Raw genomic sequence first — 23,618 nt, 5'->3', positions numbered from 1 at the left:
AATATCCCTTTCCGATCCCAACTCTGTAACGTAATCACTGCCCGCCCGATTAACGCGCCAAATTCGCGTGGTTTGTATATATTCATACATAGCTTTATATAGCAACAAAATATAAAATTCAAGAACTATTCTAGCTCTTTTTTAGATTGACTACTCGCTACTCATTTTGGAAAGAGGGTTTCTGACGGCTGGCTTTTCGATAGGTTCCAGCGGCGGTGACGTTGAGGCCAAACCCGCACGTTCCTTCCTGGGTGACAATCAGCTTGCCTTTGGTGAATTTGAGCGTGATCTGGTCGTTCTCATCGGCATCTTCGGGTTGAAAGATGGCTGTGTCCCCTTCGATAAAGGCAATTCCTCGCCCCTCACCGATATTCGCCATGGGGCCATATTCGGTTTTGTATTCATAAAAGCCTTGAAATTCGACCTTGAGTTGCTGGTTTCCTAAGGCCAGGATCTTGAAGGTGCCGGTTTTGGATTCCCATGTGCCGTTGACCTGGGCTGCCGTTACAATGGTTTGTTTCGTGGCAGGTTTTTGCGCTGCGACCGGTTGGGCAATCACCAGGTAAAAAGAAAACAAAGCCAGTATCAGCAAACAGTTACGGAGCATATGGGAACGTTCTCCTTTGAAAAAAATATCAGAATCATCTGCCATCCATTCACCTTATAAGTACCCTACCGAAAATTCCCAGACATTTTAACCACGAAAACCACGAAAAACACGAAAAAGATCAAACACTTACCAAACCCAATATCCTCGGGAAACTTATGACAAGGTACTTACCATTTTGGAATGGAATGATCGTATTAGAAAACGGTCAAGCAATTCAATCAATTGAAGTTAGCGAACTACTGACTACGAACTACTGACTACAAACTGGTATTACAGTCCGTTTCGCTCACCCCTTTTTATCACTCTTTTTGGATTCAGGAGCGGGTTGATCGAGCGAAGCCAGCCATTTTTGGAAGGCTTCTTCGTTGGCAATGCGTGCGAAGTGTTTGTTTGTTTCAACCACGGTGCGTCTGACAGGGCCTAATTCAGAGACTTTTTTCAAGGCATTGACCGCGCGTTTGGTATCGCGAAGCTCAGCATAGGAACAGGCAATGGAGTACCAGGCGCCCTGGGCGGCAGGTTGGATGTCAGCCGCGATTTCAAGGCAGGTAATGGCTTTGCGATATTCCGCGCCGGTAAAATACCGCATGCCTTCTTCAAACATCATGACAAAACAATGTTCAAGCACCATGCGGGCGCCGGTTCGGGAAAGGGAAGGCTTTTCATCCCGGGCCTGTTTTTTCAAGGGCGAAATCAGCCCAAGCATCGCGGAAAAGGTTTCAAACTGGGCTTCTTGATCAAACAAACCTGGATAGAGTGCCGAAAACTCCTGCATTTTGGCCGTATGGCGGCGGCGCAATTCTTCATCATCTTTCAACCATTGCTGAACTGGCCTGGTGGTTTTCAGGGCCTGGATTTTTGGGTCCAGTTCGTTTGCGGGCTTCAAACCGGCAAAATCACGTTTGAGATTGATCAGTTGCCAGTACGCCGCACCACCCGAACCTGCCGCTTCTAAGGCGGTTGCTTCGGTCAGGTGTTTTTCATAATAAGCCGTAAGCCATCCGTCATCTTTGGGTTTGCGGCCAGATTTCATGGCTTGAAGGTCAAACCATTCCAGTGCCCGGCGGGCGGTTTGCTTATCGCACCAGCCATGAGTTCCGTCAAACGGTACAAAAGTACAGGTCACGGCATTTTTCTGAAGTTTTTCAATCAGGTCACGCACGTGGAAATGATTGAAGTCAGCGTTTCCAGCCGAACCAAACACAATAAACGAAAGCTCTTTGCTTTCCGATAAATCCTGCATCAACGGGGCACCGACCATAAAGGTGCCTGAGATTTCACCTTTGCTCAATCGGGCAATGGCTGAGGCAATGGTGCATCCCCCCGACATGCCAGCGGTATAGACCTGTTTTTCATCAATTGAAAAACGTTCGCGGGTATCACGCCAAAACAGCCGGACAATTTCTGAAATCGGGATATTAAATCCATTGCGCGAGTTGTTTGAGCCAACCACGATATACCCAAGGTCTTCAGCCGCTTCCTGCAGCAGTTGAACCGGAGCCGAGCCGTCTCCGCCAGGATCGAAGGCATACACAATCGGCCATTTTTTTTCTTTGGTGTAGGCTTTCGGCAGGTAGAGCGCATAGCTGTGCTCGGCATTTTCCCGGCACACGATTTTCGGTTGGATTTGCCCGGGCGTGAAATCGGTCTGAGCGCTGATGGCTCCGTTGCTGGCCAGGCATATCACACTGAGGGCAATCGCATACCACCAGGCTGGTTGAATCACAAATTGGTGTCGGAACATAAAAAATCCCTTCTCTGGACAAAAAATGCGCCACTGGCCTGGGATGAAAATTTGGATTGGCGGCTGGCACTTTAAAGGAAAAAAGAGAATGGGAAAAAGGAAAAGTGACAGAATGACAGAGTGACAGGGTGACAAGGTGACAGGATGACAAGGTGACAAGGTGACAAGGTGACAGGGTGACAGGGTGACAAGGTGACAAGGTGACAAGGTGACAGGGTGACAAGGTGACAGGGTGACAAGGTGACAGGGTGACAGGGTGACAAGGTGACAAGGTGACAGGGTGACAAGGTGACAGGGTGACAAAATGACAAGGTGACAAGGTGACAAGGTGACAAGGTGACAGGGTGACAAGTAATTTTAGCTCTCATTTCGAAGTTCTCAGCCCGATTTCTTCAGCCCGATTTCTTCAGCCCCAAGCCCTCAGCCCCAACTCCTCATCGCTCGTCCCCGTCGCCTTTGATTTTATTTCGAGCCTGTCGGTCAGCCAGCTTCTGCATATTTTCCTCGGCAACGGTTGACAGCGGGATGCCAAGCTCGTGCGCCAGCATGGCACAGTACCAGAGAACATCGCCCAGTTCCTTGATCAATTTTTCACGGCGTTCGGGTGAGACTTCGCCGCCTTCGTCGCGAATGCTTTTTTTGACCAGTTCGGCCACTTCGCCGGTTTCGCCGCATAACCCAAGCGTCGGATACTGAAGGTTGGCGCCTAAATTCGGGTAAATCGCGGTTTTCAGCGCCTGTTTTTGATATTCGTTAAAATCCATGAGTTTTTCCCAATGTAAAGACTGAATTGAATGAAAAAACCTCGCCAGTTTTCACACTTGCCCAGGGAAGCGCAACTCAACTTTGGTGCCGATGTGCGGCTGGCTCTGGATGGTCAGCGTCGTCCCAAACTGGCTTTTCATGCGATCATTGATATTGGCCAGAGCAATACCGGCGTGGGACTCCGGGTTTTTTGAATTGGCCTGACCAGTCTGGGAAAGATCTTTGGCGGCAAACCCGATTCCATCATCGGCCACTTCAATCACGACTGACCCATTTTCAGAAAAAGCCCGAATATCCAGCCGGGCCGGGCCGACTTTGGGCTCAATGCCATGATGGAGCGCGTTTTCAACCAGCGGCTGAACCAGCATTGGTAGCACCTGTGTGTTGTGCAGATTGGCTTCGATTTCAATACTGGTCGAAAGCCGGTTGCCAAACCGGGCCCGCGCAATTTCAAGGTAGTCTTCCACAAATTTGAGTTCTTCAGCCAGAGTGACGGTTTCTTTCCGGGTGCTATCCAGGGTGTATCGAAACACCGCCGCCAGTCGCTGCATCAAGGCTCGCGCCCGTTCCGGGTCAGTGCGAACCAGCGAATTGAGCAGGTTCAGGCAGTTAAACAAAAAGTGTGGGTTGATCTGAGCTTGCAAGGCCCGGATGTGGGCCTGATTGGCCAGTTCGCGAAGTTGTTGTGCCTGGTGGAGTTCGCGGGTTCGTTCCGCCTGGGTGCGCAGCGTCAACAACATACCAGCGAGGAGGCCCGCCACCCGGTCACAATAGATAACGTCTTCACTCAAATACCGCAGTCCCTGGGAACTGCCAACCACGTGCAACACGCCGAAATATTGATCTCCCGTCAGCACCTCTGATTTCATTTCCGGCAGGCCGCCAAAATTCTGACTGATGTCAGTTGTTGAACCAGCTTCAAGCGTGGTGTCAGGCACAAATTCAACCCGATTTGCCTGCATGACTTCGGTCAGGTGAGCACACACCCGGTCAATGGCGGAGGCTTCGTCGGTTGCTTGCTGAAGCAACGGGAGGAGTTTCTTGAATGCCTGAGCATATCCTGGCCGGCGTAACAAAACCAAATCCACCCAGGCATCCAGTCGTGGTCGCCACCGAATCACCACCGTGACCAGCGGCACCGAAAGAAAAGTACATCCCAAACAAAACTGCACCAGCGCGGCAGGTGTTACATCCCGTTCCTGAAAAAAAGCATTTGGAAAAAACCACTGAAAATAGAAAATTCCCGCACTGATCGAAAGTCCCATGGCCAACCCAATCGCCAGCACCACCGCGCCGTTTTTGATAAAGACATCAAAAAACTGGTACCGCGCCCGATTGTATGCGAGCCAGAGTGTCAGTGGAATTGGCAACAACATGCTCAACAAATCATAATAGGAGCTGCTCTCAGCCAGAACTCTAGGCCATTGATGAAACGAAAAGTACAGTAACAGCGCTTCCAGCCCGCCAATTCCAAGCCAAATCAGTGACCGCCGGGCACTTTTGGTCAATTGCCAGTGACAGAACATCACAATTGCCAGATCAAACAATACAATCCCGAGCACCATGAGCAAAATTGGCTTTGACTCAACTCGAAATGGCCCGGCGACCCGAAAATAATACTGACTGGTCAGGCGAAAGCCCGCCAGAATCATCAGGATGGTCAAGGTTGGAAGATAAATGAGCCAGATTGGAATTTTTCGCTGGGTTGGTGGCGGGAGTTCTGAAACGTAACAATGGGCCAGTCCAGCCAAAAATAACAACAATGCCGGGCGGAGCAACCCGGCGGGAATCACCCGGTTGTGGTCTTTCACCAGCTCATCCAGAACCGGATAAATGGCATATTGGCCCGCCATGGTCAGATACCAGGCCGTTCCCAGGCCCAGCAACCAGGGAAGAATTCGGCTCGAAGGCGAGGTTGATGGCTCCCCACGAGCCAAAATCGCCGCCATGCCGCATAACAAAGTGGCTGAAAGCAACACACCGATGCTCAAGAATAAAAATGACATTTCAGCAAACATCAACCACCCTGCTTTTGCAAAACGGAAATTGCCAACCGGCGGGAATCCGGCTGGCAAAGGAAAACCACGCTGGAGAAAGCATCAATGGCGCAGTATAGCCAGTTTCTCGATTCTCTGGCAGCGTGGACTGGTTTCCGTTTGAAAAGGTTTGGTGGAGAGGGAAAGCGATCAAACCGAAGGAAAAACTGAATTTTTCGCTCCTTCGCGTTCGCTAAAACAAATCCAGGGGAAGTTCCGGGTGGTTTTTCCGCACCGTTGTTTTGATTTCGTCAGCCAGCGAGCGGATTTCGGTGGCGCCTTTGGCAATCGTCTGACGTTGCTCGGTGCTCAAGACAGATGCAATTTTTCCCATCGTGGAGACCCGCAACTGCACCAGGTCTGATTCCGTGGCGGCGATATTTTTGGCCAGTGCATCCAGCGCCGCAGTGTCACTGGGGTTTGTCACAAGCTGGGTTTTGACCGCTTCGCGGGAACTCCGCAATGATTCCCGAAGGGCTTTGGCCTCGGGGGCGGTTGCCTCAACTATCGCGCGAACCTGAGCCTTCTGGTCATCGGTCAGGTTGACTTCAGTTCGAATGGTCTCGACTTCCTGTCGAATCTTTAAAACGTTCATCAAAACTTGCGGGTCAAATCCCTGCAACACACGTTCTCGGCGTTCTCTGGCGCGTTCCGGCTGGGCGTAGGCATCAGCCACCAGGGCCCCAAAGCTCAAACATCCAATGATGAGTGTGGCTACGGCTGTTTTTTGAAGCCAGGACAAACGGGTAAACAAGGTGGTGGAAGGTGAAGTTTGGTTGGTCATACGATGCTCCTTTACTGTTTTTCTTACGAGGTTTTTCGACGGCAAGCCTTGTTCCTGGTTAAGCTTGCAGTCGTACAGTACGCCGGTCTGGCCGGCAAGGAGCAGGCTTTGGGTTGAGTGACCGGTTCCAAATGCCGAATGACGGAATGGGAACGACGAGCGGTTGGTGTTCAAACAGAAAAGCGGGTGAATTGCCTGTACCACCTGGGTTCCAGGCTATCCGCCCGCTGTGCGGCAGACCGTGCCAAATTTCCAAATCGCCTGTCAGGCAGTGTGTTTTCCTGAGTTGGATGGCTGGGGGATTGAGAAAGATATGGTTTCAGTTGGGGCGTGTTTGATGTACTTATTGAGGTTGGAAATAAGGCGTGTGGCTTCACGATGCCGGTCTCTGGGAACTGGAACCACCATCCGTTTGAGGCCAAACCAGTGGGTTACCCAAACCTGGAGCGCGCTCACTCCAGTCTCTTGGCTGGTTGGGTCAAACATGGCGAAGGCATGGTGGAAGGCGTACGGATGCCAGCGACGGTCTTCGCGCTTATTCCAAAAATAAAACCGATTGCCCACCATCAACCCTTCGGTTGAGACCACACAATGCGGTGGTTCACCAACCTTTGGACGAATAGCAAACAGGTTCTCAAAAAAGTCAACCGCCCAAATAATCAGACCGGTGACCAAAAAAGTACCGACCCAAACTGCCGCCCCCGCGCCAAGTGTGAATCCAATTCCAGGTGTATTGACGCCAATCAAGTACAGCAAGACGACCACAATGCCAACAAAAATCAGCACTACGGTCGCAAAAAAACCAGAGGTCACGGCAATTTCGATTCCTGAAAGAAACACTGGCTTGCACTGTCTGGCAACGGTATCCCATTCTTCACGATTGAGATCCCACACGGCTGATACTTCTGAATTGATTAAACGGGACTGTTGTTCGTTCATTGCTGAAGTCTCCTTTGGACAAGAAAAAAATCATGTCGAAAAAAGGTAAGTCCCCTGAGAAAATAAAGCATTGAACCGGTCAAGTTGACACAACTTGTGACTGATGAATTGGTTACAGATCTGAGATTCAACAAAGTCAAAGCTGGTGGTCAATCTGATTGACAGCTCAAACTTGATTGAACGGCACACACTTCCGCGCAGTAAAGTGAAACCGCAATCATCCTGGGAAAGACGTCCGCGAAGGGTACTTTCCAGGATTAAAAGTCTCCAGGGTGACGTGAATTGTAAAAATGGTGGCGGGTAATTTGGCAAGAATCGAAAAATTTGTCCAGAAAAGGACGCAGGCGGGAAATTGGTCAGTACCACCCGCGTGAGCAGGTGGTACTGACCAATCATTCTTCATTTTGATAGCAAACAGTAACCCGGCGGGCTTTCCCGGTTTCGTCGAGTTCCATGGTTTCAGCCACAGAAATCTGAGCCGCGTTGACATAAAGCAGCGTCACCGTGTTGATGCCGACAAAGACCTGAACGAGTTCAAATTTGAGGTTTGGCTGTGCGGCCAATCCTTTTGCAAAATAGTTCCGCAAGGTTGATTTTCCAACAATTCGGCCTGACGGGTCACCCCAGATTTTGACAATCTTGGGCGAAAAAAACTCCACATCTTCAGTGTAGTGCGTCAAGATCCGATCAAGGTCATGTTGGTTCCAAGAATCAATCCAATCACGAGCAAATGTGTCCACATATGAATCCTTTACCATCAGTTTATCCTTTGTGGGATATCTCAAAATTCGATTTCACCGCGCAGGAACGTCACCGCATTTCCTGAAATTTTGACCCGTTCGCCACGGTCTTCCACAAATAATTCGCCACCCCGGCGGGAAACCTGCAGGGCATGGAGACTGGTTTTCCCAAGTCGTTCTGACCAGTAGGGGATCAATGTGCAGTGAGCCGAACCCGTGACCGGGTCTTCGTTGATGCCAGCATAGGGGGCAAAAAAGCGCGAGACAAAATCAACGGTATCACCTTTGGCGGTGACGATAATGCCGAGCGTATCAAGCCGCCCAAGGGCAGGGAAATCAGGCGTGAGGGCACGAACTTCGGCTTCGGTTTCAAATACCACAAAAAAATCACGGGATTTTAAAACCGCGGCTGGTTGCGCACCGAGGGCTGAAATCAGCGAGGGCGGGGCTTCGACCGGGACTGGTTTTCGTGATGGAAAATCCATACTCAACCGGTCACTGTCACGTGTCACGGTCAGCCTTCCGCTTCGCGTATGGAAGTGAACGACTTCGCGACTCGGATCAAGCTCGGTAAAAATCACATGCGCGGTGGCCAGCGTGGCGTGACCGCACAAATCAACCTCAACGGCTGGGGTAAACCAGCGCAACCCGAAATCGTTGCCTTCGGGCACGATAAAGGCGGTTTCCGAAAGGTTATTTTCAGCCGCAATGGCCTGCATGGTGGCCTCGCTCAGCCAGTCTTCAAGCGGCACCACGGCGGCTGGATTCCCGCCAAACAACCGATTTGTAAACGCATCAACCTGGAACATTTTGAGTTTCATACATTTCCTCAGTTTGGAGTGCGGCCCACTTGACGCCGCTTTGGTTACACGGCAGCTTCCGGCAGTGATTTTTCATCCACGGTCGTCTCTTCAATTATTTTCTGCTTCGCTACTGTTCGTTTGCCGAGAGTAATCAACACCACGGCGGTAATCATCATGGCCGCCGCACACATGGTTCGAAATGAAATATGTTCGTTTAACACCGCCCATCCGAGTAAAACAGCAATAATCGGGTTGACATAAGCATAGGTGGCTACGCGGCTTGGTGGTGCGACTCGGGTCAGCCAGACATAAGCCGTGTAAGCAATGATGGAGCCAAACACCGCCAGATACCCAAGTGCCAGCACTGACTTGAGCGAAACTTTGGCAACTTCAAAATGAGTCCATTCGCCCATCATCAGGCTGAAGATTGACAGAAACACCCCACCCGCCAGCATTTGAATCCCGGTGCTCAAGGTTGGTGAGGCTGGCATCTCAGCCCGTGCCGAATAGAGTGAGCCGGCAGCCCAGGAAAGCGCCCCGATGGTCACTGCGGCGGCGCCCAGCAGATCAACGTCTGACATACCCTGAAACACACCCGGCCCAATCAGAACAATTGTCCCAACCGTGCCCAGCACCAGGCCGCCCCAGGTCAGGGCCGTCGGGCGCTGCTTTTCCATCACCCATTCGAGCAGCACGATCCACAATGGCTCAGTGGTAATGAGCAAGGCGGTGATTCCAGTTGGAATACGCTGTTCCGACCAGACCACGGCACCATTCCCGATTAGTAACATGGCGGCGCCGAGCACCGCCGCGCTTCGCCATTGGGCCAGGGTTGGCCAGCCAGCGCCGTTGAGTTGCGCCCAACCAAACAGCAGGCCGCCCGCCACCAGAAATCGGGTTCCGGCCATCAAAAACGGAGGAATTGTTTCCAGCCCAAATAAGATGGCCAGGAAGGTTGACCCCCAGATGATGTACACGGCTGCAAAGGCAGCCACCAGCATCCACACTGGCGGTAACGGATGCCCAACGGCAAATGACATGGTGTCTTTTCGCATGGTTTTTCAACTTTCACTTGTGAACTGTCGAAACTCTACCGTAGTTGAAGCGACCAGAACAGATTCAGTTTTGCCATCTTTCCACCAGATCAGTTTTAGGCTACGATATATGGAGTGCTGCGGCTTGACGCCGCTTTTACATTTGGTTGCAAAAGGACACTTGCCATGGAATCTCTGACACTGCAGACCCAGGCCCATTTATATGAACAGGTCGCTGGAAAAATTGAGCGCCTGATCGAAGACGGTGTATTGCGCCCCGGAGAGCGCGTTCCATCGGTTCGCAAAGTCTCGCAAATGCACCGGGTCAGTATGGCAACTGCGTTCCAGGCATATTTCCTTTTGGAAAACAAAGGATTGATCGAATCACGACCCCGGTCCGGATTTTATGTCCGGATGCTTTCAAAGGGATCGCCACCTACGCCCAATCGGACCAGCCCATCAGCGGTAGCAACATCGGTCAACGTAGATGATCTGGTGGGGTCAATTTTGGCGGCCATGCGCCGACCGGATCTGGTTCAACTCGGTGCCGCCAGCCCAAGTTCCGATCTGCTGCCGGTCAATCGGCTGAATCGAACCCTGATGGATGTAGTTCGTCGGTCGCCGAAACGCACGATTGAATATGAATTGATTGCCGGAAACGCTGAACTCCGGCGGCAAATTGCCCTCCGGTCACTGACCTGGGGTGGCAATCTGTCAGCCGACGATATCGTTGTCACCAACGGATGTATCGAAGCTTTAAACCTCTGTCTGCGAGCGGTTGCCAAAGCCGGCGACACGATTGCGATTGAATCCCCGACCTATTACGGTGTTTTGCAAGTGATTGAAAATCTTGGCATGCGCGCACTTGAAATTCCAACTAGCCCAACTGACGGGATTTGCCTGGATGCACTTGAAACAGTCCTTGAGTCGCAATCCATTGCCGCATGTCTGGTGATGTCCAATTTCAATAATCCACTGGGAAGCTGTATGCCGGATGCCAAAAAACAACGGCTGGTTGAAATGCTGGCCAAACGCCGTGTTCCATTGATTGAAGATGACATTTACGGCGACTTGAACTTTGGCACCACACGTCCCAAAACGTGCAAAGCGTTTGATCAAGAAGGATTGGTTTTGCTCTGCGCGTCATTTTCCAAAACCCTGGCCCCAGGATATCGAATCGGCTGGACGGCACCAGGGAGATTCCGGGCCCAGGTCGAGCGCCTCAAAGGAATGAACACCATTGCCACGGCGACGCTTCCACAGATGGTGGTGGCCGAATTTTTGAAGAATGGCGGCTATGAACGCTATTTGCGCCAGTTACGACTACATTTTGCCTCGCATCTGTATGCGGCCAGGCAGGCGATTCACCAGTCCTTCCCACCTGGAACAAAAGTAACCCGTCCGAACGGTGGGTTTGTCCTGTGGGTGGAATTTCCAGAAAGTATTGATACGCTTGAACTTCACTATCGTGCCCTGGAATACAAAATCAGCCTTGCGCCAGGGGTGATGTTTTCCCCATCAAAAAAATATCAGAATTGTGTTCGGCTCAGTTTTGGTCAGCGATGGTCGGAAACAACCCAACGTGCGATTGAAACCGTCGGCGGGCTGGCCAGTCTTGCTGACAGGGTGACAAGGTGACAGAGTGACAGGATGTATGGGAGGTCTTGTCTCCCGTGACCTACCCCCATAAGCGCCAGGATAAGGATTTCAGGCCCGTAGGGTCGTCGTGTAATAGCCGTGGTGCGAAGCCCACGGTCACGGCCAGGACGAGACCCAAGCCCGACAAGAACGTCATTCAATACCAACGGAAAGGGCACGGGCTTTCTTATCCTGGCGCTTATGCGACCTACCCCCGTCATTTGTGCGCATTAACCCATCATCATTTTGGCCCCACCCAGGCGTTTCAAGAATTTCTCAAGACCAGTCCATTCAGGCTTGAAATCCTTCACAAAGATGAGTTTGAATCAGCCTATCGGCAGTCAATTGTGTATCCAGCAATTTTGTTTAAACCTGAGAGTGGCCACCTTCAACTCATTTTTTCACCTGACCAGATTCGGAACTTCAGGACTTTTGAAGAACTCCGAGCTGCGTTGAGTGAGATTGATTTCACCAAATTTGACAAACCACATCTTATGCCAGCTTTCGAACTATCCATTGCTGTTGAATCAGCCACCTCTCCCGAAGTCATCAGGCTGATTCGAGAACTTGACCAATATCTCACAGCTTTATACCCGGCTGAGAGCAACCACCTTCTTTCAATTTCCGCCTTAAATGATCCGGCGGTGACGCTTTTGGTGGCAAGATATGACGGAAAAGCGGTTGGGTGTGGGGCGTTGTTGCGGACGGCGCCAGGCTTTGGCGAGGTGAAGCGAATGTATGTTGATCCAACCCAGCGTGGTTTGGGGCTTGGGAAAAAACTTCTGGCTGCGATTGAGGAAACGGCTCGTGAAGCAGGCATTCACACCCTGCAGCTTGAAACGGGTATTCATCAACCTGAAGCGATTAGCCTCTATGTAAAAAACGGCTACCGCGAGATCGAGCCTTTCCGTGAGTACAAACCTGATCCGCTGAGCCGGTTTTTTGAACGGAACCTGGGCTGAAAAAACCAGGGCTCAGGGCCTGGGGCTGAAGACATTGGGCTGAAGAATTGGTTTTATTTCATCCCTCATCCTTCATTCCTCATCCCTTCGATTGCCCTGTTTTTTTCAGCCCTTTCCTCATCACCGGCGAATGAGTGGAATGCCAAACATGGCCAGGGCAAACAGTCCCAACGCCACAGCCCAGTACCCAAAACTTGCTAGAATCGTCAATTTTCCGGCCAGACGGGAACTTGAATTTGGAAAGAACCTGTCAAATAGAATTCCGATGAGTGGAAGCGCCTGTAAGCCGTGAAGGCCAATGAAATGGGCAATTCGGAGGTCTCCGCCACGGGTGCTCCAGTTCACCAGTGGAAGGCCCGGTCCACCGTCAGGCACGCCGACGCTGTGGGCAAGCTGGCTGGCCATCACAAATCCTTCGAGGCTGGCAACGACAAACAGTAGCAGGCCCAATCGCAATCCCCACAAAAAACCGGCAGGAAGACTCAGGTTGTCCTGAAAAGCTTTCCAGGCCAGGTATCCGACCAGAATGGTGTTGATGGTAATGGCGATTCCCATCACGTTGAACAGCAGTGCATTCACTGGCGAAGTAATATTGAAATGAGATTGCACGCCGCGCCCCGCCTGAACCGTAAGAATCACCGTTTCAAGCGCAAACAAGCCCCACGTTATCCAAACATACCGGCTTTCAGCCTGGGCGGAAAATCGAAAGTATGGGAGCAGCCATGCCAGCGTGGCCAAAAAAATTCCGATGGAAATCGCAAATTTCAAAGGTTTGATCCAGGCATTAATCCCCATGACGTGCCGGGTTTCAAACGGCATCAATCCAAGAAAAATGACAGCCAGCACGAAATACCCAACCGCTGAATAAAAGAGGACCGGGCTGCGCTGAGCAATCGAGAACAGAGTCTCAATCATAGGTTGAACTCCTGATCCCAAGGAGGAAGTCAAACTTGATTCTGAAAACGATAAACCGGAGGATGATTTCATAACTGAACTATCTGATTTCAATTGGTTTAACATAGTCAAACACCTTTCGTTTCAATGAGCGCCAAACGGTTGGGTTTGAAATTCAGGGGCCAGCCGGTTATGGATGGCAATCGTGACCAGATAGGCGACAAAGCCAATCGGACCAAACATCAAGGTAAAAAAGAGGATGGGCGAGATCAAAAATGGGGAGAGCTTGCGATTGCGGCTATCCAGATAAATCCACCGACCAACCAGCAGGTCAAACGCCAGGTAGTGAATCCAGCCAACCGTTGCGCCTCCTTCAGACCCAAGCAACAGCATCACCGATTTCAAGGTGGGTTGAGCCACAATCGGAAAAACAACTGGTATTTTGGGAGCAATCAAGACCAGGTACATCACAGCCGGTAAAGCGGCCACCAGTGGGGATTGCATCACGCGTTCGGTGAATTTCCACTTCGGGAGAAACATCATCAACGCCCAGAAGGGCAACACCGTGTATCCGCTCAAGGCGAAAAGTTGTTCCATACGAAATTTGGCTCCTGAAATTAAACAGATCTATTTAAAATAACACCGTTAACTAAATAGCAAAAAATCTATAGTCAGTAGTCAGTAGTCAGTAGTCAGTAGTCAGTAGTCAGTAGTCAGTAGTCAGTAGTCAGTAGTCAGTAGTCAGTAGTCAAGTGTTGGGTTTCTGAATTATCTGTCAAGTATATTTTGTTCTATTTGAGTTACTTAGGAACAATTCTTTTCAAGAATTCGACGGATTCAACGATCCGGGTTTTGTCTACTGACTACTGACTCATCAACTACTGACTACTGACTACTGACTACTGACTCATCAACTACTGACTACTGACTATGAACCAAACGAATTCCTTCAATCACGGCATGGAGTGAGGTTTCAGTCAGTTCGTTGGCAAAACTGGTGTCATAATGGTGCTCGGTTACCGCCAGCGCGACGATACCGTGAACAGTGGTCCATAAAAGATAACTGTAAATTCTGACGTCTCCGGGTTTGATAACACCCGCATCCAGTGCTGCCTGGACGGCGTTCTGGAGCACCAGAAATGAATTTCCAGGCGGGGCCGCTTCATCAACGCGTTTCCGAAACAACAAATCGGCCCGCTGCATAAACATCAATTGATAATGGAGCGGGTGGGCCAGCCCAAACTGAACGTAGGCGCGACCAAGGTCAATCAACCGCAGCAATGGGTCAGGTTGGGCGTCACTGGCTGATTTGAGCGCGGCTTCAAACTGTTGAAAGCCTTCCAGGACAATGGCCAGCAACAAATCGTCTTTGTCGTCAAAATAGCGATAAATTGTGGTTGGGGTGTATCCAATCTGTTCGGCGACTTTGCGAAGCGAAAATCCTTCATAGCCACTGGCCAGAAAGAGTTCAGCCGCCGTCGAAAGAATCAGGTGATGAATCTGATCGCGTTGTTGTTCGCGTCGGTGCTGGCTGGCCTGGCGGACACGATCCTGGCGAGTCAATTTTCGAGGGGAGATGCTTTCATTCATAACGTATCTACCTTAGGTAACAGTGTTAACTAAGGTAGATACGTTACCAGATTTTGTCAACCAAAATTTTTAGAACGGTAAAACTCCAGACGGCCCATTGCCGCTATTTTATGTCGGCAAGCAGGTTGCGCCACGATTGTAATTCCGGCTTGCCGGGTTTTCGCTCGCCAAAGAACAACGCGATGTTGTTGCCGTCCTGGTCAAAAAGTTCAAGTGAGGTCACGTCTCCATCGAGCGTGGGTTTGCGAACAATCCACGCGCTGGCGATCCCGGTTTCGCGCAGGTGCAGGTTGAAATCTGGATCCATGACATTGATCCAGTCGCCATAGGGCACAATTTTGGAAACCTGTCCTGTGTGAATCTGGATAATTCCCGGATTTCCGACAAATACCATAATTGAGACTTCTCGCTCTGAAGCCAGCGTCAATGCCTGGCGGGCACTCTGGGTCGAAACCGGTCTGGCCAGATCAGCCGCGACAAGTCGGAACGCCTGGGTTCGTTCGACTTCAAACGCGCGGAGCATGCCAAAGAAATCGTGGGTGTCTTTTAAGGTGTACCAGGCTTCTTGCAGTCCCCTGACATCAATGTCAGCGTCTGGACGAATGGTTTTGGATGTGGTTTCCGGTTCAACAACCTGCACCGGCGACTGGTCTTCAGACCGAAACCGTTTCACTAATTCATCAAGCGCCGCGAAGTTTGACTCCGGCTGCAGGAAAATTTTGTGAAGCGCCGTTCCAGCTTGATCAAAAAACTGAAGGCTGTGGCGCATAAATGCCTGTCCGGAATCTTCCGAAACAACAAATCCCAGCTTCCAGCGTGAAAAAAAGATTCGCAGGTCAATGCCTTCGGTATGAACCAACCCGACCTGCCCGGTGGTTTCCAGGCCCTGGTAAAGCCCTTTTTTCTCGTGGACCGCGTGTTCATTGCGGGTCAGAGCCATCACCCGGCCAATGGGTGAGACGGCATCCAGGATTTCACTCCAGGTGCCTTCGAGGCGGGTTGCGGTTTCACCGCAGCCGGTGGCCACCAGTTGGGCTTCACTGACGCCAAGTTGTTCCGCCGCATCGCGGATCCGAACCTTGGGATTATTTTTGCGAAACTCCGCCCACCGTTCTTTGAGATCAGTCGGCTGCGATACCATTGAAACACTCATATCGAACTCCTTTGACAAATTTTTCAGAAAGCGGTTGAACCTGAAGCGGTTGTCGGTCAGCACCGGTTGGCACAATGAGTGGCGAATTGCGAGTCGGATGAGATGTGACTTCGACTGTAACTCCAAACGTGCGCTCAAGCGTGGGCTTCGTCAAGACTTCACCGGGTGTCCCGGCAGCCACCACCGCTCCTTTTTGAAATAAAACAATATGGTCGGCATACTGTGCCGCCAGATTGAGATCGTGAACGACAACCACCACCGCAACCCCAAGCCGGGTCAATTGGCGGGCAATCGAAAGCACGTGATGTTGATGCTGCAAATCGAGGCTGGCGGTCGGTTCGTCGAGCAGCAGCAACACCGGTACGGTGCCGATAGCTGGCCAGAGTTGTGCCAGAACGCGGGCGAAATGGGTTCGCTGCTGTTCTCCGCCGGAGAGTGTCGTGTAGCTCCGATGCCGCAAATGACTGATTTCAGCCAGCTCAATCATATTTTCAATGATGGATTGTTTGTCGGCGTGGGTCAGTTCGTGATGATACGGCGACAATCCGAGCGAAATGACTTCCTCAACGGTAAACGGGAATTGCAGAATAGTTTGCTGGCGCAGGACAGCTCTGATTTTGGCCAGAGCACCGGGTGTCCACTCGTCAAGCAATTTCCCGCCAATGTGAATGAGTCCCTGATTTGGCTCGATGTCTCCGCACACCAGACGAAACAGTGTGGATTTCCCGGCGCCATTTGGACCAATCACGGCAAGCAACTGCCCGGCCTCCACGCGCAAGGAAATATCTTTGAGGATTGATATGCCATTGACCTGATAACTGACGGAATCAACCTGTAATAGCATAGTGACCTTTCCGCTTCCGGGGTTCGGGGTTCGGGGTTCGGGGTTCGGGGTTCGGGGTTTTCGAGAAAAGGACGTAAAGGACAAAAGGGACATAAAGGACATAAAAACAATTTCTTCGAAGACCCGGAACCCGGAACCCGGAACCCCAAACTTCACAATCCGCGATCATTTTTCCAAATCAACCACAGAAAAAACGGCGCTCCCATCACGGCGGTCACGATTCCAATCGGAAGTTCAGCCGGTGCAATGACCGTCCGGGCCAGAATATCAGCGGCTGGGAGCAAAACCGCACCAATCAAGGCCGCCACGGGAAATAAAATCCGGTGGTGCGGTCCAACCAGAAGCCGACCGAGATGCGGAACCACCAGTCCGACAAAGGCAATCATCCCGACGGCAGCAACGCTTGAACCGACCAGAAGCGCCGTTGCCATCACGACGGTTTGTTTTATATACCGGACGTTGATTCCGAGGTGATGGGCTTCGGCTTCCCCGAGCAGCAGCACATTTAAAGGCTGGGCGCACCGAACGACCATCACGGCTGCCGGAAGTGACACAGCCAGTAAAATCAGCGTGATGTTCCAGTTTAAATTGGCCAGACTCCCCAAACTCCAGAAAGTGATTGACCGCAACTGGGCTTCGCTGGCTTGAAAGGTGAGCCATCCGGTAATAGCCGAGCACAGGGCATTGACCGCAATGCCGACCAGGAGCATTCGGGACATTGACGGCTGGTTTTGGCGAATGCTTCCCTGATGGACAATGATCGAAACGAGCAATCCGCCGATAAAAGCGGTCAGCATCGGCAGGCCGATACCTGAAATCTCCGGCAGGAACATGCGGACTTTGGTATGCGCCACAATGGCCACCACGGCGCCAAGGGCAGACCCACTGGAAACGCCGATTAAGCCCGGATCTGCCAGCGGGTTTCGAAACAGCCCCTGGGTGGCAACACCTGCGAGTGCCAGAGCGGCGCCAATCACCATCGCGACCACAATTCGCGGCAGTCGGATTGAAACCAGCACGATTTCTTCCTGGCGTGAAAGACTCAATTCGCCGCCGGCGAGCCCAAGGTATTTTGCGAAAACATCAATGATTTGCGTCCACGAAAGATGGACCGCCCCCGCGCCAAGTGCCGCAAACCCAACGAGTACCAGCAAGCATACCAGTCCACCAATGACCGGCCAGTATGGAAACCGGTCATTTTTTCGAATTCTGAGCCCAACATCCTGAGCACTCATGGCTGTTTCCCTGATTCAGGATGAAATTCTTTCACCAGCCGGTTGAGCGCGCCAGCCGTTCGGGGGCCGAATCCCAGCAACTCAGCGTCATCAACGGCCACCACCCGACGGTGTTTTCCGGCCTCGGTTTGTTCAATTCCAGGAAGCTGAATCAGCGCCTCGACGCCACCCATCAATTCCAGCGTTTTGGCGGGGACTAAAATCACATCCGGGTTGGCCGCAACCGTTGCTTCGGGAGTCATTGGTTTATACCCGGTGAATGTCTTGACCGCGTTCTCGGCGCCAGCCAGGCGAATCATCGCATCCGCCGGGGTTTCGGTTCCGGCAATCATCTGGGCTCCCTGGCCACGTGAATAGAAAAAAAGAACTTTCGGGTGGCTGGAACTTTGACTGGCAAGGCTGACCACGGCGGAGAATTCCTGATCCAGCCGGGAAATCAGTGCTTCGGTGGCGGCTTTTTTGTCGAGAAGTTGACCAATCTGGCGAATTTTGTTTTTGACACCTTCCGCGCTGTAGTCCGATGGAATAACAAAAACCGGAACTCCAGCGCGCCGAATTTGCTCAAACGTTTCGACTGGACCGGCTTCGGAAGAAACCATCACCACGGTTGGTTTCAGCGAGAGAATCCCCTCTGGCTGTAATGTCCGCTGGTAGCCAACTTTTGGCAGGCGGGCAACGCTGTCAGGAAACTGGCTGGTATCATCAGCGCCGACAATCTGTTTTTCACTTCCCAGCGCACAGACCGATTCAGAAATACTGGCCCCAATCGTTACAATCCGTTCGGTATTGATTACGCCTGGAGGTGGTTTGACCGAACCTGCCGTTACTGGCGCGGATGGCTGGTTTGTCCGACATCCAGAAATCAAACTAAGAACCAGGGCGCAGAGAAAAAGAGTCAAAGAGTGAGGCTTGCGGATTCCAGTAACCATTGTTTCCAGGGTTTCCTTTCGATTTTACCAGTGAGCGCACCAGGGCGAGAAATTCCTCGGATGAAAGCGACGTCCGGGTGTGGTCGGTTTCGATATGAACCCGGCCGGTTTCACTCATATAAATTCGGGGATGCTCGCTCTTGAGCCAGCGACTTTGAACAGAAAAAAAAGAGAATGATTGGCGAATCATATATTCCTCCTGGGGAAAGTTGACTCGGGCTGAAAAAGTCGGGCTGAAGACATTGGGCTCAGGGTTTGGAACCCGTTTTCTTCAGCCCCGAGCTTGCGAGTCTTCAGCCCCGAGCCCTGAGCCTTGTCATTACCCAAATTTTTTCAGTTCTCCAAAATTGGCCTCAATCATCTTCGTAAGTTGTTGATTCTCAATTCAAGGGTTTTCAGGACAATCAGTGGTCAACTGAGACAACAACCGAAAAATGATTTCAGTAACTCTTTGAATGAGCTGAGGTTAGAGACAAGTTAAAAAAATTTGGGTAATGACAAGGCCCTGAGCCCTGGTTTGTTCAGCCCCTATTCCTACATTGGCAATGAACTTACTTCGCCGGGCAGCGCCGCCAGCACTGGTTCATGCTCGCGAAGCCGGGTATCCATTGCTTTGACCAACTGGGCCAGACAGGAAAATTCCGAGGGTGAAAAAGAAAGCACGACGTTGTCCCATTTGAGATGAACGTGGCCTTCGATACATTGAAAACAATAACCGCGTAACGATGTCGGGTGGTAAGTCATACAAGTCAATCTCCATCAATATTTCAAAACAAAGGCCATCGGAGGCATGTTCCATTCGGAATGACCTCCGATGGGCGCGTTTCCCACGAACACGCTGAAGGAAAGTACTATCGTGTGAGGGGAACTTAGAAAAATCGGAAGTTTACGCCCAGCGTGAAGCTCCGGCCACGGGCTGGGGCGAAGACAAATTGTTCGTTATAGGCACGATTCCCAAGATTGGTCACGCCGAGCACGATGCTTGTCCGGGTGTGTTCACGGGTAAAGTTGATACCGCCCCGAATGTCGTGCGTTACAAACCCTGGCTCATTTCCACCGTTGCCCTGTTTGAACGAGGCGGTGAGGCGATCCTGGGTAGTAACAATTCGGGTTGAATATTCGGCCCAAAACCAGTCTTTGGCATCGTGGTATCTCAGGCCCATCAGCGACCGAAACGGGCTGATAAAGTCGAGTGGATTACCGGTTTGTTTGTTTGTGCCACGCAGATAACTCAAATTTCCAAATGGCACCAAAAAGCCGCGGCCAACCGGGCGGGAAGCTTCAAAATCAGCTTCGAACCCTTGAATACGGGCTTCCCCGATGTTGATGCTTTGGAAGACTGAAATCGGCGGGCGGCCCGGCCCGGCACTCACTGTAATGGGATTGCCATTGCGGTCAATCGCCTGACGGCTACTCAGGAAATTTTCATAGTTGTTGTTGAAATAGGTGATGGAGCTGGCCAAAAACGAAGTCTTGACCCTGGCACTGACGTCGAAATTGATTCCCGACTCAGCCTTCAGATTTGGATTCCCAACCACAAAGCCTTCAGCGGAGCCAAAATTGGTGAAAAATCGCTCAAAGAGGTTGGCTTCGCGGAAAGATCGCCCCACTCGGGCAGCCAGGCTCAGGGTGTCTACGGGTTTGAAGACCACGCCGACATCACCACTCACGGCGGTATTGGTCAGATTTAACCCGTCTTCCAATCCGCCAAGCCCCAGATCTTCGATTTGAGAAGGCGTGAAAAACGGCGGGATATCAAATCCCGGTGTTCGCTCGGAATCAATCAGAAAGCGGTCAAAACGAATGCCCGCCGTGACGCTCAACCGGTTGGAAAGCTGGTGTCTTCCCTGGGCAAAGAGGGCAAAGTCAGCAAAAGTTGCATTCGGAACACTCTTCGAGGTGTCAGTCTGGGTAATTGGACCAAAGCTGCTTTGGATGGTTCGCGAATCCTGGTTTTCATCGCGAAAGAGGCTTGAACCAGCCGTCACGGCTGTCTTTCGACCGAAAATCCAGTTGGTCTGGACGTCGTATCCAATTGATTCAGTATCGGTTAACGTCTCACTCACTTGTGAAAAACCGGGCACTCGCAACCGATTTGTAAAATTGCGTTCCTGATCTTGCCGGTAAAATCTGGCTGAAAGATGCGCCAGATGCGAAGTCAGGTCCTGTCCGTCATAGCGCAGGCTGAATTTTTCGCGGTTGGAAAACGGAAAGAAGGCGGTAAAAACACCTGTTACATTGGGAACGCCGATATCGGCAGCTCGATACCGGTCATAAACGGCTTTGAGCGAATGGCGGTCATTGAAAAAGAACTTTCCAAGCACTGACGTATTGCTGCCGTGATAATTGGAATTTAAGACTTCCGTCGGCAACGTGGTTCCAGCCGCATTGATAAATTCGCCGCTGTGGTAGTTTTCATAACGGTCCTGGGTGTGCGACACCCGGAAGGCAAACCAGCGACTGGCACCGGCGAGATTAGCCGTCCCACGCCGTCCGGTTTCATTCGAACTGAAAAAGCTGCTGACTCCGCCGGAAAACCGAAACCCGGATGTCTGGCGTGGCAAGGTATCGCGGGTGATAAGGTTGATGGTGCCGCCAAGGGCATCCGTACCATAGAGAACAGATCCACTCCCGCGCAAAACTTCAACGGTTTCAATTTGATCCACGCCAACCAGTCCGATTTCAATGCCTGATTCGGAGGTTGAGGTGCGGGTATGGTTCAGGCGTTCGCCATCAACCAGGATCAACACCCGGTTACTTTCAAGGCCGCGAATCCGGGGCCGAACCTGGAAGGGGCCTTCACTGGCAGTGCTGACGCCGGGTAAAGATCGGAATAAATCTCCGATGGTCGCAACCGGCTGGCGGTCAAGCTGGGTTCGGTCAATGACTGTCACGGGAACCGGTGTATCCTGGGCGACCAGTTCGATTCGAGCCGCCGTGACCGTGACCGTTTCCGTGATCAAACCCGGCGTAAGGATGATTTCAAACTGGGTCGCATCGCCGGGCTGAACTTCAACCTCGGTGGTTCGAGTTGAGAATCCAGGTTGTGAAATCTTGACCAGGTAGCGTCCGGGAACAAGATTTTCGACCGAAAAAACTCCTGACACATCCGTCACACCGGAAAAAATTGAGCCGGCGAGGGAGGGTTTGAGTTCAATGGTGGCACCCGGAATGGGCTCTCCGGTACTATCCTTGATCTGGCCGACAACTTTTCCATCAAGAGGAGTCGCCAGAATTGGCAGCGAGAATGAAATCAGGCAACAGACCGTGAGTCCGAGCCAAACCAGAGGGTGAACAGGCAACGAATTTCGACGCGGGCTGCGCCGATCAAAAAAGCCAGAAAACGACATGTGGAGCACCTCAGACAGGACGCAAAAGAGAATCTGGTGTGTGTGTTTTGTCGCAGTGGCGTGCTATGATCGGCGGCGCCACTGGGAGCGGATGCGCAAACAGAAGCTGCAGTGGCGAAAAAGGGCCTCCGGTGTGGCAGCACCGGAGGCTTTTCGCTTCATGCTATGGAGAACAACCAACGAAGGAACGTCCACACGGTGAAGCCAATGCCGATTTCACCGTGCGCCATCACCCCCAATCACCTGGCAGGATGGTTGGGTTTGATTTTGCTAGAATTGAAATTCATTTTCAACTAACCCCAGCAAGCTATGACTTGAACTGATTTTTGTCAAGCCCTTTTTCAGAGTGTGACTATTTTTTGCAGCCCGGCCCAGGAAATGGCATAGTTGCCCAAATACCAATTATGAATTATGAATTATGAATATAGCTTGATATCCCAGTAGCTATTCAAAAGAATAGAGCCTAATAGAAAAAATGAATATTAAAGCATTCACCTTCAGTTATTTGATTTGTTAAATACCTAACGCTTCCTGCATTCATAAGTACCTTGTCATAAGTTTCCTGAGATATTGGATTTGGTAAGTGTTTGATTCTTTTCGTGTCGTTCGTGTGTTTCGTGGTTAAAATGTCTGGAAATTTTCGGTAAGGCACTTAATTCATAATTCATAATTTATAACAGGTCTTCCTATGCTCATTGCGGCGGTCCAACTCAGATCAACTGATCAGGTCGAATCTAATCTCAACCGGGTGGCGTCACTGGTGGCCGAAGCCGCCCACCGCGGTGCCACGCTGGTGGCACTTCCGGAAAATTTTGCCTATTTGCGCTCTGAAGGCGAAGACATCGGATATCACCAGTCGCTCGACGGAGAGCTGGCCGACTGGCTCAAACAACTGGCTCAAAAACACGGCATTTCCCTGCTGGCGGGGAGTTTTCCTGAAACCGCCCCCAATCAAAAAGTCTTTAACACCAGCCTGCTCTTTGGGCCGGATGGCAAACGACTGGCGATGTATCGGAAAATTCACCTGTTTGACGTCACCTTGCCCGATGGAACCGTGCTCGAAGAATCCCGCTTTGTGGAGCCAGGCGACGAAGCCGTAACGGTCACGATTGATGATGTCTGTTTTGGACTTTCAATTTGTTACGACCTGCGATTTCCCGAACTCTACCGCCAACTCACGGCCCAGGGCGCTCAGGTTTTATTCATTCCAGCCGCGTTTACACTTCAGACTGGAAAAGACCACTGGGAAATTCTGTTGCGGGCCCGCGCGATTGAAAATCAGGTGTATGTCGTTGCTCCGGCTCAGTTTGGCCAGCACACTCCGAAACGCGCCAGTTATGGACGAGCCATGATTATTGACCCCTGGGGGATGGTCCTGGCAACGGCGCCAGATCGCGAATGCTTCATCATGGCTGAAATTGACACCAATCACCTTGCCCGCATTCGCAAAGCAATGCCCTGTTTGTTGCACCGTCGGATGTAGGGGCAATTCCGGGTTTTCTGAAGGGATGAGGGATGAGGGATGAGGGATGAAAGAAATCACCTTGTCACCTTGTCAGTTGGTTACC

The 23,618-nt window shown here is 51.4% G+C and carries 22 protein-coding genes; 3 read left to right on the top strand and 19 right to left on the bottom strand.

From position 1 onward, the window contains the following. Positions 1 to 157: 157 nt before the first annotated feature. The 9 genes from HY774_12550 to HY774_12510 all read right to left on the bottom strand — a co-directional run bounded on the left by HY774_12550 (position 158) and on the right by HY774_12510 (position 9,476). Positions 158 to 607 carry a hypothetical protein gene (locus HY774_12550; protein ID MBI4749313.1) on the bottom strand — a complete coding sequence of 150 codons (450 nt, stop codon included), beginning with the start codon at positions 605 to 607 and terminating at the stop codon, positions 158 to 160. 1,472 nt (positions 608 to 2,079) lie between these two features. Then, positions 2,080 to 2,697, bottom strand: coding sequence for a hypothetical protein (locus tag HY774_12545; GenBank protein ID MBI4749312.1), 618 nt, complete (start codon positions 2,695 to 2,697; stop codon positions 2,080 to 2,082). Positions 2,698 to 2,788: 91 nt separating this feature from the next. Beyond that, positions 2,789 to 3,118, bottom strand: a complete 330-nt coding sequence (locus HY774_12540) for a nucleoside triphosphate pyrophosphohydrolase family protein (protein MBI4749311.1) — start codon at positions 3,116 to 3,118, stop codon at positions 2,789 to 2,791. A gap of 51 nt (positions 3,119 to 3,169) precedes the next feature. Next, positions 3,170 to 5,125: a histidine kinase gene (locus tag HY774_12535; GenBank protein MBI4749310.1), complete on the bottom strand. Its 1,956-nt coding sequence runs from the start codon at positions 5,123 to 5,125 to the stop codon at positions 3,170 to 3,172. A 223-nt stretch (positions 5,126 to 5,348) separates the two neighbouring features. Continuing rightward, a complete protein-coding gene (locus HY774_12530) occupies positions 5,349 to 5,939 on the bottom strand; it encodes a Spy/CpxP family protein refolding chaperone (GenBank protein ID MBI4749309.1) in 591 nt (196 codons plus the stop codon). Between the two features lie 264 nt (positions 5,940 to 6,203). After that, the gene (locus HY774_12525; GenBank protein MBI4749308.1) at positions 6,204 to 6,878 is read right to left on the bottom strand and encodes a hypothetical protein; all 675 of its coding nucleotides are present in this window, start codon (positions 6,876 to 6,878) and stop codon (positions 6,204 to 6,206) included. Between the two features lie 392 nt (positions 6,879 to 7,270). Next, positions 7,271 to 7,636: a nuclear transport factor 2 family protein gene (locus HY774_12520; protein ID MBI4749307.1), complete on the bottom strand. Its 366-nt coding sequence runs from the start codon at positions 7,634 to 7,636 to the stop codon at positions 7,271 to 7,273. A gap of 23 nt (positions 7,637 to 7,659) precedes the next feature. Continuing rightward, complete coding sequence (locus tag HY774_12515; GenBank protein ID MBI4749306.1) at positions 7,660 to 8,439, bottom strand: PhzF family phenazine biosynthesis protein; 780 nt, start codon at positions 8,437 to 8,439, stop codon at positions 7,660 to 7,662. A 44-nt stretch (positions 8,440 to 8,483) separates the two neighbouring features. Beyond that, positions 8,484 to 9,476 (bottom strand): EamA family transporter, encoded by a 993-nt coding sequence (locus tag HY774_12510; protein MBI4749305.1) that lies wholly within the window; start codon positions 9,474 to 9,476, stop codon positions 8,484 to 8,486. Positions 9,477 to 9,641: 165 nt separating this feature from the next. On the opposite strand from HY774_12510, the gene HY774_12505 reads away from it, so the two are divergent. Together HY774_12505 and HY774_12500 are read left to right on the top strand one after the other, a co-directional pair. Beyond that, positions 9,642 to 11,093, top strand: coding sequence for a PLP-dependent aminotransferase family protein (locus tag HY774_12505; protein ID MBI4749304.1), 1,452 nt, complete (start codon positions 9,642 to 9,644; stop codon positions 11,091 to 11,093). Positions 11,094 to 11,587: 494 nt separating this feature from the next. Continuing rightward, positions 11,588 to 12,055, top strand: a complete 468-nt coding sequence (locus HY774_12500; protein MBI4749303.1) for a GNAT family N-acetyltransferase — start codon at positions 11,588 to 11,590, stop codon at positions 12,053 to 12,055. Positions 12,056 to 12,175: 120 nt separating this feature from the next. On the opposite strand, the gene HY774_12495 is transcribed toward HY774_12500, so the two are convergent. The 10 genes from HY774_12495 to HY774_12450 form a co-directional block, all read right to left on the bottom strand. After that, positions 12,176 to 12,970, bottom strand: a complete 795-nt coding sequence (locus HY774_12495; protein MBI4749302.1) for a hypothetical protein — start codon at positions 12,968 to 12,970, stop codon at positions 12,176 to 12,178. 123 nt (positions 12,971 to 13,093) lie between these two features. Beyond that, on the bottom strand, positions 13,094 to 13,546 hold the full coding sequence (locus HY774_12490; GenBank protein MBI4749301.1) for a DUF4281 domain-containing protein: 453 nt from the start codon (positions 13,544 to 13,546) through the stop codon (positions 13,094 to 13,096). A gap of 324 nt (positions 13,547 to 13,870) precedes the next feature. Then, positions 13,871 to 14,539, bottom strand: a complete 669-nt coding sequence (locus tag HY774_12485) for a TetR/AcrR family transcriptional regulator (GenBank protein ID MBI4749300.1) — start codon at positions 14,537 to 14,539, stop codon at positions 13,871 to 13,873. Positions 14,540 to 14,642: 103 nt separating this feature from the next. Next, entirely contained in the window at positions 14,643 to 15,692 is a 1,050-nt protein-coding gene (locus tag HY774_12480) for a hemin-degrading factor (protein MBI4749299.1), read from the bottom strand. Continuing rightward, complete coding sequence (locus HY774_12475) at positions 15,661 to 16,536, bottom strand: heme ABC transporter ATP-binding protein (protein ID MBI4749298.1); 876 nt, start codon at positions 16,534 to 16,536, stop codon at positions 15,661 to 15,663. The genes HY774_12480 and HY774_12475 overlap by 32 nt, the downstream gene beginning before the upstream one ends. Positions 16,537 to 16,688: 152 nt before the next feature. After that, positions 16,689 to 17,771, bottom strand: a complete 1,083-nt coding sequence (locus tag HY774_12470) for an iron ABC transporter permease (GenBank protein MBI4749297.1) — start codon at positions 17,769 to 17,771, stop codon at positions 16,689 to 16,691. Next, positions 17,768 to 18,670 carry a hemin ABC transporter substrate-binding protein gene (locus tag HY774_12465; protein MBI4749296.1) on the bottom strand — a complete coding sequence of 301 codons (903 nt, stop codon included), beginning with the start codon at positions 18,668 to 18,670 and terminating at the stop codon, positions 17,768 to 17,770. Before HY774_12465 ends, HY774_12470 begins: the two co-directional genes overlap by 4 nt. Then, on the bottom strand, positions 18,639 to 18,818 hold the full coding sequence (locus tag HY774_12460) for a hypothetical protein (GenBank protein MBI4749295.1): 180 nt from the start codon (positions 18,816 to 18,818) through the stop codon (positions 18,639 to 18,641). Before HY774_12460 ends, HY774_12465 begins: the two co-directional genes overlap by 32 nt. A 416-nt stretch (positions 18,819 to 19,234) precedes the next feature. Beyond that, on the bottom strand, positions 19,235 to 19,444 hold the full coding sequence (locus tag HY774_12455; GenBank protein MBI4749294.1) for a hypothetical protein: 210 nt from the start codon (positions 19,442 to 19,444) through the stop codon (positions 19,235 to 19,237). A gap of 125 nt (positions 19,445 to 19,569) precedes the next feature. Then, positions 19,570 to 22,050, bottom strand: coding sequence for a TonB-dependent receptor (locus HY774_12450; GenBank protein ID MBI4749293.1), 2,481 nt, complete (start codon positions 22,048 to 22,050; stop codon positions 19,570 to 19,572). Between the two features lie 688 nt (positions 22,051 to 22,738). Between HY774_12450 and HY774_12445 the strand changes: the two genes are divergently transcribed. Next, a complete protein-coding gene (locus tag HY774_12445) occupies positions 22,739 to 23,533 on the top strand; it encodes a carbon-nitrogen hydrolase family protein (protein ID MBI4749292.1) in 795 nt (264 codons plus the stop codon). The last annotated feature ends 85 nt before the right edge of the window (positions 23,534 to 23,618 follow it).

It is taken from the genome of Acidobacteriota bacterium (genome assembly GCA_016208495.1).
In the GTDB taxonomy this organism is placed as follows: domain Bacteria; phylum Acidobacteriota; class Blastocatellia; order Chloracidobacteriales; family Chloracidobacteriaceae; genus JACQXX01.
The sequence above is the reverse complement of the archived record's forward strand: the minus strand, read 5'-3'. Positions and strand labels throughout refer to the sequence as shown.